The organism is Gilliamella sp. B2911 (assembly GCF_026536965.1).
GTDB lineage: Bacteria > Pseudomonadota > Gammaproteobacteria > Enterobacterales > Orbaceae > Gilliamella > Gilliamella apicola_E.
Genome location: NZ_JAFNNA010000002.1, coordinates 259,847 through 276,102, shown reverse-complemented (window position 1 = coordinate 276,102; position 16,256 = coordinate 259,847). Strand labels below are relative to the sequence as shown.

General features: G+C 35.2%; 17 protein-coding genes. 16 read left to right on the top strand and 1 reads right to left on the bottom strand.

What is annotated here, in order from left to right:
- The first annotated feature begins 106 nt into the window (after window positions 1-106).
- Together pepN and J3U27_RS03265 are read left to right on the top strand one after the other, a co-directional pair.
- Window positions 107-2,734: an aminopeptidase N gene (gene pepN / locus J3U27_RS03270; RefSeq protein WP_267376817.1), complete on the top strand. Its 2,628-nt coding sequence runs from the start codon at window positions 107-109 to the stop codon at window positions 2,732-2,734.
- 114 nt (window positions 2,735-2,848) lie between these two features.
- The gene (locus J3U27_RS03265; protein ID WP_065563609.1) at window positions 2,849-3,181 is read left to right on the top strand and encodes a rhodanese-like domain-containing protein; all 333 of its coding nucleotides are present in this window, start codon (window positions 2,849-2,851) and stop codon (window positions 3,179-3,181) included.
- Window positions 3,182-3,212: 31 nt separating this feature from the next.
- On the opposite strand, the gene J3U27_RS03260 is transcribed toward J3U27_RS03265, so the two are convergent.
- A complete protein-coding gene (locus J3U27_RS03260; RefSeq protein ID WP_220225705.1) occupies window positions 3,213-4,061 on the bottom strand; it encodes a MetQ/NlpA family ABC transporter substrate-binding protein in 849 nt (282 codons plus the stop codon).
- Window positions 4,062-4,243: 182 nt separating this feature from the next.
- Between J3U27_RS03260 and J3U27_RS03255 the strand changes: the two genes are divergently transcribed.
- The 14 genes from J3U27_RS03255 to J3U27_RS03190 all read left to right on the top strand — a co-directional run bounded on the left by J3U27_RS03255 (window position 4,244) and on the right by J3U27_RS03190 (window position 16,227).
- Complete coding sequence (locus J3U27_RS03255) at window positions 4,244-5,380, top strand: amidohydrolase (protein WP_267337058.1); 1,137 nt, start codon at window positions 4,244-4,246, stop codon at window positions 5,378-5,380.
- Window positions 5,381-5,393: 13 nt separating this feature from the next.
- Window positions 5,394-6,437 (top strand): methionine ABC transporter ATP-binding protein, encoded by a 1,044-nt coding sequence (locus J3U27_RS03250; protein WP_267376816.1) that lies wholly within the window; start codon window positions 5,394-5,396, stop codon window positions 6,435-6,437.
- Between the two features lie 98 nt (window positions 6,438-6,535).
- Window positions 6,536-7,135 carry a methionine ABC transporter permease gene (locus J3U27_RS03245; protein WP_065563747.1) on the top strand — a complete coding sequence of 200 codons (600 nt, stop codon included), beginning with the start codon at window positions 6,536-6,538 and terminating at the stop codon, window positions 7,133-7,135.
- 264 nt (window positions 7,136-7,399) lie between these two features.
- Window positions 7,400-8,218 carry a phospholipid ABC transporter ATP-binding protein MlaF gene (mlaF, locus tag J3U27_RS03240; RefSeq protein WP_081299570.1) on the top strand — a complete coding sequence of 273 codons (819 nt, stop codon included), beginning with the start codon at window positions 7,400-7,402 and terminating at the stop codon, window positions 8,216-8,218.
- Window positions 8,218-8,997, top strand: coding sequence for a lipid asymmetry maintenance ABC transporter permease subunit MlaE (gene mlaE, locus J3U27_RS03235; protein ID WP_267376815.1), 780 nt, complete (start codon window positions 8,218-8,220; stop codon window positions 8,995-8,997). The genes mlaF and mlaE overlap by 1 nt, the downstream gene beginning before the upstream one ends.
- Window positions 8,998-9,008: 11 nt before the next feature.
- The gene (gene mlaD, locus J3U27_RS03230; protein WP_065563613.1) at window positions 9,009-9,581 is read left to right on the top strand and encodes an outer membrane lipid asymmetry maintenance protein MlaD; all 573 of its coding nucleotides are present in this window, start codon (window positions 9,009-9,011) and stop codon (window positions 9,579-9,581) included.
- A 2-nt stretch (window positions 9,582-9,583) separates the two neighbouring features.
- A complete protein-coding gene (mlaC, locus tag J3U27_RS03225) occupies window positions 9,584-10,225 on the top strand; it encodes a phospholipid-binding protein MlaC (RefSeq protein WP_065563614.1) in 642 nt (213 codons plus the stop codon).
- 6 nt (window positions 10,226-10,231) lie between these two features.
- Window positions 10,232-10,504, top strand: a complete 273-nt coding sequence (locus J3U27_RS03220) for an STAS domain-containing protein (protein WP_267330454.1) — start codon at window positions 10,232-10,234, stop codon at window positions 10,502-10,504.
- Window positions 10,505-10,581: 77 nt separating this feature from the next.
- Window positions 10,582-10,839 carry a BolA family protein gene (locus J3U27_RS03215; RefSeq protein ID WP_220225699.1) on the top strand — a complete coding sequence of 86 codons (258 nt, stop codon included), beginning with the start codon at window positions 10,582-10,584 and terminating at the stop codon, window positions 10,837-10,839.
- Between the two features lie 89 nt (window positions 10,840-10,928).
- Window positions 10,929-12,956, top strand: coding sequence for an oligopeptidase A (gene prlC, locus J3U27_RS03210; RefSeq protein WP_267376814.1), 2,028 nt, complete (start codon window positions 10,929-10,931; stop codon window positions 12,954-12,956).
- Window positions 12,943-13,674: a class I SAM-dependent methyltransferase gene (locus J3U27_RS03205; protein ID WP_267376813.1), complete on the top strand. Its 732-nt coding sequence runs from the start codon at window positions 12,943-12,945 to the stop codon at window positions 13,672-13,674. Before prlC ends, J3U27_RS03205 begins: the two co-directional genes overlap by 14 nt.
- 15 nt (window positions 13,675-13,689) lie before the next feature.
- Window positions 13,690-14,379: a 16S rRNA pseudouridine(516) synthase RsuA gene (gene rsuA / locus J3U27_RS03200; protein WP_220225696.1), complete on the top strand. Its 690-nt coding sequence runs from the start codon at window positions 13,690-13,692 to the stop codon at window positions 14,377-14,379.
- 82 nt (window positions 14,380-14,461) lie between these two features.
- Complete coding sequence (locus tag J3U27_RS03195) at window positions 14,462-15,703, top strand: Bcr/CflA family multidrug efflux MFS transporter (RefSeq protein WP_220225695.1); 1,242 nt, start codon at window positions 14,462-14,464, stop codon at window positions 15,701-15,703.
- A gap of 2 nt (window positions 15,704-15,705) precedes the next feature.
- The gene (locus J3U27_RS03190) at window positions 15,706-16,227 is read left to right on the top strand and encodes a gamma carbonic anhydrase family protein (RefSeq protein WP_065734685.1); all 522 of its coding nucleotides are present in this window, start codon (window positions 15,706-15,708) and stop codon (window positions 16,225-16,227) included.
- Window positions 16,228-16,256: the final 29 nt, after the last annotated feature.

Sequence of the window (16,256 nt, the reverse complement as noted above, 5' to 3'; positions counted from 1 at the left end):
ATTCATTTACTTTTATCTGATTAATAAATGAAAGTGAAAGTAATTAAGACCTATTTTGATGAATTCAAATACATGATCAGCGCATCACTTTAGAAGGCAAAGAAAAATGAGTACAACTGATATCCAACCAATTGCTAAATTTCGTCATGACTATAAAACTCCCGACTTCACGATTACTGATATTGACCTCGATTTTGATTTAGCTGCAGAAACAACTACAGTTATCGCTCGTAGTCATGTTATTAATAAAAATCCTCAAGCTGACGATTTAATTTTAGACGGTGAAGAACTTAAATTAGTTTCAATAAATATTGATGAGCAACCTTGGAGTGATTATCAAATCACAAAAACCGGATTAATCATCAAAAATGTTCCATCTGAATTTACTTTAACCATCGTCAACGAAATCAAACCAATTGATAATACCGCACTTGAAGGACTATATGTTTCAGGTGATGCACTTTGTACACAATGTGAAGCGGAAGGTTTTCGCCATATCACTTACTACCTTGATAGACCAGATGTATTAGCTCGTTTTTCAACTCGAATTACTGCCAATAAAAAACAATATCCATTTCTATTATCTAATGGAAACCGCATTTCACAAGGCGAACTAGCCGACGGTAGACATTGGGTTCAATGGCAAGATCCATTTCCTAAACCAGCCTATTTATTCGCATTAGTAGCTGGTGATTTTGATATATTAAAAGATCACTTTATAACCCGTTCTAATCGAAAAATTGATCTAGAAATTTATGTAGATAAAGGGAATTTAGAGCGTTCTCAATGGGCTATGACTAGTTTAAAAAATGCCATGCGCTGGGATGAAAATCGTTTCGATTTAGAATATGACTTAGATATTTTCATGATTGTGGCTGTTGATTTCTTCAATATGGGCGCAATGGAAAATAAAGGACTAAATATTTTCAATTCTAAATATGTCTTAGCTAAACCTGAAACCGCGACAGATGACGATTACATTGGAATTGAATCCGTAATTGGTCACGAATATTTTCATAACTGGACTGGTAATCGCGTTACTTGTCGAGACTGGTTCCAACTTAGTTTAAAAGAAGGATTAACTGTATTTAGAGATCAAGAATTTACTTCTGACCAAGGACTTAGATCAGTAAAACGTATTAATGATGTCAAACTACTACGAACCGTACAATTTGCTGAAGATGCCAGCCCTATGTCTCATCCTATTCGCCCTGAACAAGTAATTGAAATGAATAATTTCTATACTGTTACCGTATATGAAAAAGGTGCAGAAGTTATACGTATGATGCATACATTATTAGGTGAAGAAAACTTTCAAGCAGGGATGAAACTCTATTTCAAACGACATGATGGAAGTGCTGCAACCTGTGATGATTTTGTTGCTGCTATGCAAGATGCATCAGGCATTGACCTAACACAATTCAAATTATGGTACAGCCAATCGGGCACGCCCGTTTTAACTGTAACTGACAGTTACGATCCACAAAATCATCAATATACCCTTACTGTTGAGCAACATACGCCAGCAACGCAAGATCAAAGCCAAAAACAAGCACTACATATTCCATTAGATATTGAACTTTATCAACATGATGGCGAAGTGATTAGATTGCAATATCAAAACAAATCTATACATCATGTATTAAATGTAACACAAGCAAAACAACAATTTGTATTTGATAATATTAGTGAAAAACCAATTATATCTTTATTGCGTGATTTCTCAGCACCGGTAAAATTCAATTACGATTACCAAGATGGTGATCTTATATTCTTAATGCAACATGCTAGTAATGCTTTTAGTCGTTACGATGCTGCGCAAATGCTATTAGCAAAATATGTGCGTTTAAATGTCAGTAATTATCAACATAATCTACCTATGACTTTCTCTGAACTTGTTTTGGATGCTTTTAGAGGAATACTATTATCAGACTCTGTTGAGCCTGCACTTATTGCACAAATATTAACATTACCTTCAGAGAATGAATTAGCAAATCTGTTTGATATTATTGATCCGATTGCGATTTATCAAGCACGCCAATTCTTATTAGGTGTGTTTGCTAATGAACTTTATGATGAGTTAACAGCGGCCTATCATCATAATCAAACAGCTCAATATCATATTGAACATTCAGATATCGGCAAACGTATGCTGAAAAACTGCTGTTTGTCATTATTGGCATATGCTAATGATAAACCACAAGTAGATGCCTTAGTCAAAAAACAATATGAACAAGCGAATAATATGACAGATTCATTAGCTGCACTTACCGCAGCGGTAAAAGCACAGCTTGATTGCCGTCATACTTTACTTGTCGATTTTGATAATAAATGGCATCAAGATGGTTTGGTTATGGATAAATGGTTAGCCTTGAATGCAACAAGTCCTGAGCAAAATGTATTATCAACAGTAAAAAAACTACTCAATCACCGCTCATTTTCACTGAATAATCCAAATCGGATTAGAAGCCTAATTGGTGCTTTTGTAAATAATAATCCTATCGCTTTCCATGCGGAAGACGGTAGTGGTTATCATTTCTTAGTAGAAATATTAACAGAGTTAAACCAAAAAAATCCACAAGTGGCATCACGACTCATTGATCCACTTATCCGTCTAAAACATTATAATAAAGACCGTCAGAAAAAAATGACAGCAGCTTTAGAAAGCTTATTGAAGTTGAATAATTTATCTAAAGATCTTTACGAAAAAATTAGTAAAGCTTTAGCTGCATAATAAAATCCCATCTTGTCATTCTTTAGCAATGATGGGATTTTTAATAAAAAATACATAAAATAGCGTTCAAAAACCCCGTTCCTCAACTTTTTTTAGATAGAATGAGTTTGAATAATGTCAATAATAAAAGAAATAACACCTTTGCAACTAAAACAACAGATCGATAATAACGTACCGCTTTTTTTACTTGATGTACGCGAACCTAATGAAGTAGAAATTTGTGCAATAGCGGGAGCAATACATATTCCTATGAATCTCATACCACTTTATTTAGATAAAATCCCTGATGAAATTGATATTATTATTTATTGCCATCATGGTGTAAGAAGTCTTAACGTTGCAAGTTACTTGGTTGAAAATGGATTTGATTGTGATTTTCTCTACAATCTAACTGGTGGCATTGACGCTTGGGCTAGAACTGTTGATACCAGTATGCCTAAATATTAAAAAGCCCGCATTTAAACGGGCTAAATGATCACTATTCTTGTGGCATAACCCAATAACCATTTTGATTATGTGTTTGCATGTAATCTTTAAATTGTTGTGATTGGTAAATACGCTTTATATCTTTTGCCCATTGACTATTTTCATTACCTTCATTAACTACAACCATAATTTCTAAATCAGGAATAATTGTTTCAGACAAAAGTGCTTTTTTCGAGTCAATATTAGCGGAATAAACGATACTGCCTGGAATGACGGCGAAATCTAACTCATTTAAAACTCTTGGAATATTGGCTGAATCCATTTCAACAATATCAACACCCGCAATATTTTCGGCAATATCATTTTTGCCGACAATAATTGGATTACTATTTGGTTTTAACTTAATCCAACCAGCTTTTTCCAACAAGTTGTAAGAACGTGCTGCATTTGATGCATCTTGAGGAATTCCAATTTTAGCACCCGGAAAAACATTTTTTATCGACGTATACTTATTCGAAAATATTGCAGCGGGAACCGAAGGTACATGCACCACTGGTTTTAAATGAGCTTTGCGTTGACTATTAAACACATCCATATATGCAGTATGTTGAGCTACCGTTAAATCAATACTGCCTTCACTTAATGCCACATCTGATTCTAATAAATGTGGAAAATTAACTAACTTAACTTTATAGCCTTCTGATTCTAGTATTGGTTTAACCGCATCATTAAACAGATCATTGTACGGTCCTGGTGAAACGCCCATACTGATCTCTTTTTTAGTTTGATTATCGGTTTTCGATGATGAGTTATCACATGCTGTAATAAAAAAAAGAGAACTAAATAAAGCTAACACCACAACATTATTAACTAATTTTTGCTTGATGAACCTCATTTTCATTTGAACTATCCTCAGTGAAGTGTAAATTTTAAAACTACTCTAACACATAAAAAATAATTCATTTATTCCATGTAATTCTATCTTATAACTTTTTGGAATAAGTTATAAAAAACGATTATTAGAGCCAAAATATCAGCTGTGCTACTGTAAAAATATCAATATTTTTATCAATTGGACTTACCATGACAAAAGCTATTGCACCTATTATCGAGCAGCTTTTTCTCGACTTACATCAAAATCCAGAGCTTTCAAATCAGGAGTTTGAAACAACCAAAAAATTAAGGTATTACTTAGAAAAAGCGAATATTCGCATATTAGAGCTAGGCGCAAAAACTGGTGTTATTGCTGAAATTGGTTCAGGCTCACCAGTCTTAGCCTTAAGAGCCGATATTGACGCCTTACCCATTTTTGAACAATCAGATTGCCAATACCGTTCAACCCAAAAAGGAGTAATGCATGCTTGCGGTCATGATCTGCATACTTCTGTTTTAATGGGAGCAGCTTACTTATTGAAAGCCAATGAAGAGCATTTGAAAGGAACGGTTCGATTACTTTTTCAACCGGCTGAAGAAAATTTTAGTGGTGCATTACATTTCATAGAAATTGGTGCGCTTAATGGCGTTGATGTTATTTTAGGAATGCACAATAATCCTAATTTAACCATTAACCAAATGGCTTCACGAGCTGGCCCCTTTTCAGCAAACGTTGACCGAATTGAAATCACAATAAAAGGTGTTGGAGCCCATGCGGCAAGGCCTGAGTCAGGTATTGATCCAATTGTTATTGGTTCACAAATTATTAGTGCTATCCAAACAATATCAAGTCGTACAATAAGTGGGCTTGATGCTGTGGTTGTCAGCATTACAAAATTCTTAGGAGGGAACACATGGAATGTCATTCCTGAAATTGTTGAGATGGAAGGCACTGTAAGAACGCTAACTCCTGATATAAGGTTAAAAGTCAAACAACAATTAAAAAGCATTGTTGAAAATATTGCACTTAGCATGGGAGCCAAAGCAGAGTTGAGATGGTTTGATGGCCCGCCATCAATCATAAATGTTGCTAAGTGGGTCGATTTTTGTCAAAAGATTGCCAAACAACAAGGTTATGACGTTGTTGATTTTCAACCGCAACTTGGTGGTGAAGATTTTGCCCACTATTTGCATCATGTACCTGGCGCATTTATCAATCTTGGTTCACAAAGCCCTTATGCTTTACATCATCCAAAATTTTTAGTTAATACTGACATGATTATGCCAGCAGCCAACTATTTAGCCAATCTCGCTAAGCAAGGATTAATTGAAGTAGCACAACATTGATAGGTATCACATAATGATAAAATTTGAAAATGTATCGAAACAATACGAACGAAATGGAGTTACCACCCAAGCATTACAAAACATCAACTTAACTATCCAAAAAGGCGATATCTACGGCATTATTGGTTATAGTGGTGCAGGAAAAAGTACGCTAGTTCGTCTGATAAACTTTCTTGAAAAACCAACTCAAGGCAATGTTGTTATTCAAAACCAACCATTGAATCAGTTATCAAACTCTCAATTACGCCAAGTTCGCCGTAAAATAGGCATGATTTTTCAACATTTCAATTTACTTGAATCCAAAACCGTATATGAAAATGTTGCGATCCCTCTAGTCCTCATCAAAAAAGATAAACAAACGATTAAAAAGAAAGTTCATGAACTGCTCGAATTTGTTGGATTAAACGATAAAGCTAATAGCTATCCTAAAGAGCTATCAGGTGGACAAAAGCAACGTATTGGAATTGCTCGGGCCTTGGCGAACGATCCCGATATTTTACTTTGTGATGAAGCCACATCGGCACTCGATCCACAAACTACTCAAGCTATTTTGGAATTAATAAAAAAAATTAATGATAAATATAAAATAACTGTCGTTCTAATTACCCATGAAATGCATGTAATACAGCAAATATGTCACAAAGTAGCAGTTATGGAAAAAGGTAAAATTATCGAACATGGCAATGTACTTGATGTCTTTGGTCATCCAACGCATAAAACCACACAAAAATTTGTTAGTTCAGTTATTAATGACCAAATCCCTGAAGGTGTTGTTGAAAATCTGCTAAAAATTGAGGGTGATAAACATAATATTAAGTTGTTTAAGCTTGAATTTTTAGGTCGTTCGGCCTCAGAGCCGGTTATGAACGCATTGATCTTACAGCAGAAAGTAGTAGTGAATATTTTATTTGCCCATATGTCTGAAATCGAAAAAACGGTATTAGGCAGTATGTTTGTTCAATTAAAAGGAAGTGATAATAATATCGAACAATCAGTGCAATTTCTTCGCGAAAATGGGGTTAACGTTACAGAAATCAAACATTGGGAGAACAACTAATGGAAATAGTCAACGATTTTATCAATTATATAAATACTAATTTTCTAACCAGAGTAACCGTTGAGCAATATGCACAAGCATCATTAGACACATTATATATGGTTGTTTTTTCATTAATATTAGGCGCATTAATCGGCGTTCCATTAGCGATCTGCTTAGTCACCACCCGACCATCTGGTTTACTCGAAAATAAACGGGTTTATCAGATTATTAACCCAATTATTAATTTTGTTCGCTCATTACCTTTTATTATTTTACTCTTTTCACTTCATTCATTTACTTACTTTATAGTTCGCACATCAATCGGTACGACAGCTGCAATTGTGCCCTTAACTTTTTATGTTGCTCCTTATATTGCTCGGCTTGTTGAAAACTCATTATTAGAGGTAAAAAGTGGTATTATTGAAGCAGCTGAATCGATGGGCGCAACGCCAGTACAAATTATTTGGCACTTTATGCTACCAGAAGCATTTAGTTCATTGATTTTAACTTTCACTACCGCCACAATTGGTTTGATTGGGGCTACAGCAATGGCAGGGGCTATTGGCGCAGGTGGTATTGGAGATGTCGCCTATTCGCAAGGTTATCAACGTTTTGATGATACCGTCATTTATATCTGTGTTGTGATCTTAGTTATTGCAATACAAATTGTACAAAGCATTGGTAATTATTTGGCACGCAAGGCAAGACACGAATGATCTCAACTAATTAAACCCTATTGCAACACTTTATACTGGCGTTTATTTCAAAACGCCACTATTTACTACAAAAAATCAATAAATATAATTCAATATTCTCATATAGTTAAAATATTAAAAAAGTTTTAGCATAAAATGACGAACAAATAAATTCAGCATATTTTATGATTACCATCACTAAATCAGCTACTTGGTTAATACATTTGTTTATTTGTGATAATCAAGTAAAATAACCGACATTTAATTATGGTAGTGTAGGAACTCATTGTGACCAACACATTACAACAAAATCTGGTCGAAATACACGATATGTCATTTTATCGTGGGACTCGTCCAATTTATAAAAATATGAACTTGACGGTTCCCAAAGGCAAAGTTACCGCAATTATGGGGCCATCGGGAATAGGTAAAACTACACTATTAAGACTGATTGGCGGGCAACTTAAGCCACAATCAGGTCAAATTCTATTTGATGGTGAAGATATACCTAGTATGACTCGTTCAAGGTTATATGAAGTCCGTAAAAGAATGAGTATGTTATTCCAATCTGGGGCTCTATTTACTGATTTATCAGTATTTGATAATGTTGCTTATCCATTAAGAGAACATTTTAATTTACCAAAACCTATTTTACATAATTTGGTATTAATGAAATTACAATCAGTAGGACTTCGTGGTGCAGCTAACATGATGCCTTCAGAACTATCTGGTGGAATGGCACGGCGGGCAGCATTAGCCAGAGCAATAGCACTCGATCCTGATCTAATCATGTTTGATGAACCTTTTGCTGGGCAAGATCCTATATCCATGGGCGTAATTGTCAAACTTATATCTGAAATTAACCAATCACTTGGATTAACCTGTATTGTTGTTAGCCATGATGTTAGTGAAGTATTAAGTATTGCCGATTATGCCTATATTGTTGCTGAACAACATATTATTGCTGGCGGTACATCTGAAGAATTACGCAATAATGATGATTTACGAGTAAAACAATTCCTTGAAGGATTAGCCGATGGCCCAGTACCATTTCATTATCCTGCGGATGATTACAAATTAGACCTAAGTAGAGGTGCAAACTAATGTTAAACTTAATTGCAAAACTTGGGCGATCAATAATCAATATTATCGCGATGCTAGGTCGCTCAGGCGTAATGCTATTTGGTGCACTTATCGGTAAACCTCAATTTAGCAAACAATTCCCATTACTTGTTAAACAATTTTACTTTGTCGGTGTACAATCGCTTTCAATTATCATCGTATCCGGTCTTTTCATAGGAATGGTACTAGCGCTACAAGGTTACTTCATTTTAACCACCTTTGGTGCTGAAGCCAGTTTAGGGATGCTAGTCGCACTTGCGCTGTTGAGAGAACTTGGACCTGTAGTTGCAGGATTACTATTCGCAGGTCGTGCCGGCTCAGCTTTAACCGCTGAAATTGGTCTAATGAAGGCCACCGAGCAATTATCAAGTATGGAAATGATGGCAATCGACCCATTAAGACGAATTATCGCGCCAAGATTTTGGGCTGGATTTTTTTGTATGCCGTTTCTAACAGCAATTTTTGTCGCTGTTGGCATTTTAGGTGGTGTATTAGTGGGTGTTGATTGGAAAGGTATTGATGCAGGATTTTTTTGGTCATCCATTCAAAGTAATGTCGATTGGTGGCACGATTTAGGCAATTGTTTTGTTAAAAGCTTTGCATTTGCAATCGCTAGTACTTGGATTGCTCTATTTAATGGCTATGATTGTGTGCCAACATCAGAAGGAATCAGTCGGGCAACAACGAACACCGTTGTCTATTCATCATTAGTTATTTTGGGGTTAGATTTTATTTTAACCGCATTAATGTTTAGTAATTGAGGTCATTAAACATGAGTCGTAAAGTTGAAATTACAGTAGGGTTATTTATGGTGCTGGTTATCTGCTCAGTGCTATTTTTATGTTTTAGAGTTACCGATCCAACGTCTTTCGCTCGTCATAACTCCTACCGTGTTTATGCTGTATTTGATAACATTGGTGGATTAAAAGTAAGATCACCAATTAAAATTGGCGGTGTAGTGATTGGTCGTGTAAGTAATATTAGTCTTAAATCAGAAAAAGGTGCAACGTATAAACCTTATGTCACTATGGATTTAGATGCTCAATACAATAGAATTCCAAGTTCTAGCTCGCTTTCAATCAAAACTTCTGGCCTATTAGGTGAACAATTTATTGATATCAATTTTGGGTTAGATCAAAGCATTGAACACGAACTTGATTCATTAGATTCTGATACCACTACAACAACGAGTAATAGTAATAATAAACCAGCTTATCTTATAGATGGTTATGTCATTAACAATACAAAACCAGCCATGGTGATCGAAGATTTAATTGGACAGTTTTTATATAGCACTGGCGGATCATCAGATAAAAAACAAGATACCAATGATAGTAAGGAGTAACTATGTTAACCAAATTTAAACAAGCCCTTTTTTTAGTACTTGCATTAGTAATAAGTTCTTCAGCATTTGCAAACGATCCTTATAACGATATGCAAGTTGCTGCTGACAAAATATTTAGTACGATGAAAGCTCAATCAGCATCAATTAAGTCAAATCCAAATAAACTTAAAGATATTGTAAGAGCGGATTTATTGCCTTATGTCCAAGTTAAATATGCAGGCGCATTAATTTTAGGTGATGCTTATAAATCAGCAACTGACGCACAACGAACAGCTTATTTCAAAGCTTTTGAAAACTATTTAGTTCAAGCTTTTGCTCAAGCACTTTCTATGTACAACGGTCAAACTTACCAAGTTGAAGCACCAAAAGATTTAACTAACAAATCACTTATTTCAATTCGCGTGCTTTTAAATCAGCCAGATAAAAATCAACAACCTATTCGTATCGATTTCCAATGGCGAAAAAATACAGTAACAGGTGAATGGAAAGCTTATGACTTAACAGCTGAAGGAGTAAGCATGGTTACAACTAAACAAAACGAATGGGCAGCTATTCTTCGCCAAAATGGAATAGATGCATTAACCAAACAATTAAATGATCTATCCAATCGCAAAATTGATCCAAACGCTAAACAAAAAGGTTAGTTCATTATGTCGCGAATCCAAGCAGAAAAACAACAAAATGCACTTAATTTAATCGGTGAACTTGATTTTCACTCTTTAAATGATTTATGGATTGCTCAAGATACACTATTAAGCAATGTAAGCCATATCGATGTATCTAGAGTAACACGGGTTGACTCTTCTGGACTCGCGACGCTTGTCTATTTTTGTAATCAATATAATGTAAAATTGACTGGGATCAGCCCACAATTACAAACACTCATTGAGCTTTATGATTTGCAAACAGTGATTAATCATTAAAAATGATGCAATTTGAAAGCTCAAAAACCCCGTTCCTCAACTTTTTTTTATAAAATAGTTAATACTGAGTTTAAATAATGGATAAACAAGAAATTATAGCTAAATTAAAAAATTCACTTAACCTCGACGATGTGCATGTACTGACAAACGACGGCAGCCATTTTCAAGTTATTGCCGTTGGTGAAATGTTTGCTGAATTAAGTCGTGTAAAAAAACAACAAGCTATTTATGCACCATTAGCGGAATTTATTAATGATAATCGAATCCATGCATTATCAATCAAAACCTATACACCAACTGAATGGCAACGTGAGCGAAAATTAATGGGTTTATAATTAACCCCCATGAACATAGAAACTTGAATAAAGTTTTTTTAGCCACATGTTTTATAAATAAACATAATCATTGCATAAGGTATTCCAGAATGACTAACCCACTATTAAGTAATTCATCATTACCCCTATTTTCACAAATCAAACCTGAGCATGTTTTACCAGCGATTAAAGAGACATTAAACAATTGTCGTAAAACGATTGAATCTGTGCTTGAACAAAATAGTGAATATACTTGGGATAATCTTGTTCAACCCATTGATGAAATGGATGAAAAATTTAGCCGAGCATGGTCACCGGTTAGTCATCTTAATTCAGTGAAAAACAGCCCAGAACTACGTGAAGCATATGAAGCTTGCTTACCTTTGCTATCTCAATACAGTACTTGGGTAGGACAACATAAACCACTATATAATGCCTATAAACAACTTAAAGATAGCAAACACTTCGAAAATTTAAGCAAAGCACAAAAAAAAGTAATCAACAATGCATTGCGGGATTTTGAATTATCGGGTATTGGATTGGCAGATGATAAACAAAAACGTTATGGTGAAATTGTTGCCAAACTTTCAGAATTATCATCTCAATATAGTAATAATGTATTAGATGCCACTATGGGCTGGTCAAAATTAATCACGAATATTGAAGATTTATCCGGAATGCCTGAAAGTGCCTTAGCCGCAGCTAAAGAGCAAGCTAAGGCAAAAGAGCAAGATGGTTGGTTATTAACGCTCGATATCCCAAGTTATTTACCGGTAATGACTTATTGCGATAATCGAGATTTACGATTTGAACTCTATCAAGCATACAATACTCGAGCGTCTGACCAAGGACCTAATGCCGGTAAGTGGGATAATACAGAAATCATTAAACAAATTATATCGCTTCGAGCTGAACTTGCTCAGTTACTTGGTTTTGACACATATGCCGATAAGTCATTAGCAACTAAAATGGCTGAAACTGTAACGCAAGTTACCGCATTTTTAACCGATTTAGCAACCAAAGCTAAACCACAAGGTGAAAAAGAATTAACCGAACTTAAAAGATATGCTTATGAGTATTTTGGTGCAAGTGATATCAAACCATGGGATATCGCTTATTACAGCGAAAAACAAAAGCAACATCTTTATACCATCAATGATGAAGAACTTCGTCCATATTTTCCAGAGGAGCGAGTTATTAGTGGATTATTTGAAGTCGTTCGTCGTATTTTTGGCATTACTGCAAAACAGCGTCATGATGTTGAAGTTTGGGCACCTGAGGTAAAATTTTACGATTTATATAATGCCAATGGTGAATTAAAAGGTAGCTTTTATCTTGATTTATATGCTCGTGAACATAAACGAGGTGGTGCTTGGATGGATGATTGTATTGGTAAAATGCGTTTTGCTGATGGCCATATCCAAAAACCTGTTGCCTATTTAACTTGTAATTTCAATCGACCAATCGGTGATAAACCAGCATTATTTACTCATAATGAGGTAACCACATTATTCCATGAATTTGGTCATGGACTACATCATATGTTAACTGAAATTGATGTGTCATCAGTGGCTGGTATTAATGGTGTTCCATGGGATGCCGTTGAATTACCGAGTCAATTCTTAGAAAATTGGTGCTGGCAGCCTGAAGCTTTAGAATTTATTTCAGGTCATTATCAAACTGGCGAACCATTACCACAAGAAATGCTAGAAAAAATGCTTGATAGCAAAAACTTCCAAGCTGCATTATTTATTCTGCGTCAGTTAGAATTCGGTTTATTTGATTTTAAATTACATAGCGAAAAAACACCTGATATTTTAGAAACTTTAAAACAAGTCAGAGAACAAGTTGCAGTAGTACCAACCGTAGATTGGGGTCGATTCCCTCACGCATTTAGTCATATTTTTGCAGGAGGTTATGCCGCGGGTTATTACAGTTATCTATGGGCTGAAGTTTTATCTGCTGATGCGTTTTCTCGCTTTGAAGAAGAAGGTATCTTCAATGCAAATACAGGTAATGCTTTCCTAGATAATATATTATCTCAAGGTGGCAGTGATGAACCAATGACATTATTCAAAAATTTCCGTGGTCGTGAACCGCAACTTGAGGCATTACTTCGTCACTATGGTATCCACTAAAGTTAACACTGCTCAGCTCAAAAAGTTAGCTGAGCAGTGGCTATTCGAGCATCCTGATCTTCCATTTACTCTCGTTAATCAAAACAATCAACTTGAGTTACAAAAAACTGATGAACCTAAATTAGGTGCAATCGCGGTTAATTTTGTGTCTGGTGCGATGGCTCATCGTCGTCAATTTGGTGGTGGTCGTGGTGAAGCGATAGCTAAAGCTGTTGGCGTTAAAGGTAATTATTTACCCACTATTATTGATGCAACAGCTGGATTAGGACGAGATGCATTCGTATTAGCTTCCATTGGTTGCCATGTTACTATGTTTGAGCGACAACCTGTTGTTGCTGCCTTGTTAGAAGATGGGCTTAATCGTGCTTATCAAGATCCAATCATTGGTCAGCAATTACAAAAGCTGTTACATTTAATTTATAATTCAAGTTTACTTGGGCTCAATTCACATCAAGAAAAACCTGACGTTGTTTATCTTGATCCGATGTTTCCGCATCGACAAAAAAGTGCATTAGTGAAAAAAGAGATGCGAATTTTTCAACAATTAGTTGGTAACGATCTCGATGCAGAAAGCCTACTTGAACCCGCAAGACGATTAGCTAAAAAACGCGTTGTGGTTAAACGACCTGATTATGCACCATTTTTAGCCAATCAAAAACCAACGGCGGAAATTAAAACTAAAAATCATCGTTTTGATATTTACACACCATGTTTATAGGAATAGTATTTGAATATGCGACTGGATAAATTTCTAGCTCACCATCTAGGGGTAAGCCGAACAATAGTCAATAAAGAACTGAAAGCCCAAAAGGTAACTGTTAATGGAGCTGTTGTAAAATCAGGTGCTTACCATATCTCAGATGATCAAATTGTAGAATATGATGGTTTCGAAATTATACCTATTACCGAAAATCGTTACTTCATGCTCAATAAACCACAAGGTTATGTTTGTTCTACTGATGATCCTGATCACCCAACTATCCTCTATTTTATTGATGAACCTATGTCTGAAAAGCTGCATTCAGCAGGTCGACTGGATTTAGACACCACTGGGCTAGTTTTATTAACCGATGATGGTAAGTGGTCACATCGCATTACTTCTCCTAAACATCATTGTGAAAAAGTTTATCAAGTAACCGTTGAGCAACCTCTTAATAATGATCTTATTGAGATATTTAAACAAGGTATTCAGCTAAAAAGTGAAAAAACACTTACTCAACCAGCTAAATTAGTTATCCTTGATGATTACCATGCAGAACTTACAATAAGTGAAGGCCGATATCACCAAGTGAAACGAATGTTTGCAGCTGTAAATAACCATGTCACCCAGTTGCATCGTAAACAGATTGGCAATATTATTCTTGATATACCTGAGGGCGAATACCGCCCTCTTACTCAAGATGAGATCAATTCGTTTAATTAGCCGTTTGATTCTTAACTAATGTTTTCTTTTACTAGGTTTTATAGTTAAAACTTAGTAACTTTGTATCCAAAGGAATGACAACGTGCAAACACAAGAACCACAAGTAGAAATTAAAGTTTCTAAACAAGCACTTATCTTTATTCTTGGTTTCATTTCAATGTTAATGCCATTATCTATTGATATGTATTTACCAAGTATGCCAACTATTGCGAACAAATTTAATGTCGCCGATTCAACTGTGCAGTTGACAATCAGTTTCTATTTATTGGGATTTTCATTAGGTCAGCTTTTGTTTGGTCCACTCACCGATAGTTACGGACGAAGAAAAGTTTTAACTGCTGGACTAATTATTTTCATAATTGCAGCATTATGTTGTGGTCTTGCTGCTAATATAAATCAGTTAATCACAGCCCGATTTTTTCATGGAATAGCAGCATCAGCAACCACTATTGTTATTAATGCACTAATGAAAGATATCTATCGCGATCGTGATGATTTTTCTAAAATGATGTCTTTTGTAACATTGATATCGAATGTTGCCCCATTACTCGCACCGATTATTGGTGGTTTTATTCTTTATTGGTTCGATTGGCAAGCTAACTTCTATGCGCTCTGCTTAATGGCGATTATTTGTTTTGCATTAGTAACAATCAATATCCCTGAGACATTAGCCAAATCCAAACGTGATAAATTCAGTATAATTCGAATTTTAAGCAACTTTATTGCCCTATTTAGACATAGACAAGTGTTTACTTACATGATGATTGGTGCATTTTCCGGAGCCGGATTATTTTCATTTCTAAGTTTAGGACCATTTGTCTATATGAACTTACATGGTGTTGCATCAACCAATTTCGGCTATTACTTTGCTATTAATGTTATGGTCATGGTTTCAATGAATACACTCAATAGCCGTATTGTAAAACGGGTTGGTTCTATTAAGATGATTCAGTTAGGCTTACTCCTCCAATTTATTACAGCCATAGGTATGGCTACAGTGAGTATATTTGACTTAGGTTTTGTCTTTTTAGTGGCATGTATTGCTGGTTATATCGGTTGTATTTCAACCATAGGTGGTAATTGCATGGCTGTAATACTCGATTATTATTCTCATATAGCAGGCACAGCTTCCTCGCTTGCAGGCACCATCCGCTTTGCCGTCGCTGGCGCTATCGGAGTCTTACTTTCAACACTCGTTTCAACTCATAATACAGCAACTGTTACGAATAATTTAACAGAATGGCTAATGGTTGGCTCAATGGTTATCTGTAACTTTTTTGCGGCTGGATTGTTTTTGAGTGTCAAAAATATAAAAAGGAATTAACCATGATTTATCAATTAGAAAATCTAAAACCACAAATTAATTCTAAGTGTTTTATTGCTAAATCAGCAGACATCATTGGTGATGTTATTTTAGAAGAAGGCGTATCTATATGGTTTAACGCAGTTTTGCGAGGTGATATCGCAACGATTCATATTGGTAAAAATAGTAATGTTCAAGATAACAGTACTATCCATACAGAAACTGACATTCCCTGTATTGTTGGTGAGAATGTCACCGTAGGCCATAATGTTATTTTGCATAGTTGTAATATTGAGGATAATAGTTTAATTGGTATGGGAAGTACTATTTTAAACAATGCTAGAATTGCCAAAAACTGCCTAGTAGGTGCTAACTCACTAGTTACACATAGTCTGCCTTATGAGGAAGGTTGTTTGATTATGGGGTCTCCAGCTAAAATTATTCGTAAACTCACAGATGAAGAAATTCAAGCAAATATTAAAAATGCTCAACATTACGTGTTGAATGCAAAAAGATTTAATCAAACCTTAACGCTATCGAATTAATAGTTGCTAATAAATTAGTTTTTATACAC

Coding starts and splice junctions, on each gene's coding strand:
- pepN (WP_267376817.1), top strand. CDS start 107: ATGAGTACAACTGATATCCAACCAATTGCTAAATTTCGTCATGACTAT.
- J3U27_RS03265 (WP_065563609.1), top strand. CDS start 2,849: ATGTCAATAATAAAAGAAATAACACCTTTGCAACTAAAACAACAGATC.
- J3U27_RS03260 (WP_220225705.1), bottom strand. CDS start 4,061: ATGAAAATGAGGTTCATCAAGCAAAAATTAGTTAATAATGTTGTGGTG.
- J3U27_RS03255 (WP_267337058.1), top strand. CDS start 4,244: ATGACAAAAGCTATTGCACCTATTATCGAGCAGCTTTTTCTCGACTTA.
- J3U27_RS03250 (WP_267376816.1), top strand. CDS start 5,394: ATGATAAAATTTGAAAATGTATCGAAACAATACGAACGAAATGGAGTT.
- J3U27_RS03245 (WP_065563747.1), top strand. CDS start 6,536: ATGGTTGTTTTTTCATTAATATTAGGCGCATTAATCGGCGTTCCATTA.
- mlaE (WP_267376815.1), top strand. CDS start 8,218: ATGTTAAACTTAATTGCAAAACTTGGGCGATCAATAATCAATATTATC.
- mlaD (WP_065563613.1), top strand. CDS start 9,009: ATGAGTCGTAAAGTTGAAATTACAGTAGGGTTATTTATGGTGCTGGTT.
- mlaC (WP_065563614.1), top strand. CDS start 9,584: ATGTTAACCAAATTTAAACAAGCCCTTTTTTTAGTACTTGCATTAGTA.
- J3U27_RS03220 (WP_267330454.1), top strand. CDS start 10,232: ATGTCGCGAATCCAAGCAGAAAAACAACAAAATGCACTTAATTTAATC.
- J3U27_RS03215 (WP_220225699.1), top strand. CDS start 10,582: ATGGATAAACAAGAAATTATAGCTAAATTAAAAAATTCACTTAACCTC.
- prlC (WP_267376814.1), top strand. CDS start 10,929: ATGACTAACCCACTATTAAGTAATTCATCATTACCCCTATTTTCACAA.
- J3U27_RS03205 (WP_267376813.1), top strand. CDS start 12,943: ATGGTATCCACTAAAGTTAACACTGCTCAGCTCAAAAAGTTAGCTGAG.
- rsuA (WP_220225696.1), top strand. CDS start 13,690: ATGCGACTGGATAAATTTCTAGCTCACCATCTAGGGGTAAGCCGAACA.
- J3U27_RS03190 (WP_065734685.1), top strand. CDS start 15,706: ATGATTTATCAATTAGAAAATCTAAAACCACAAATTAATTCTAAGTGT.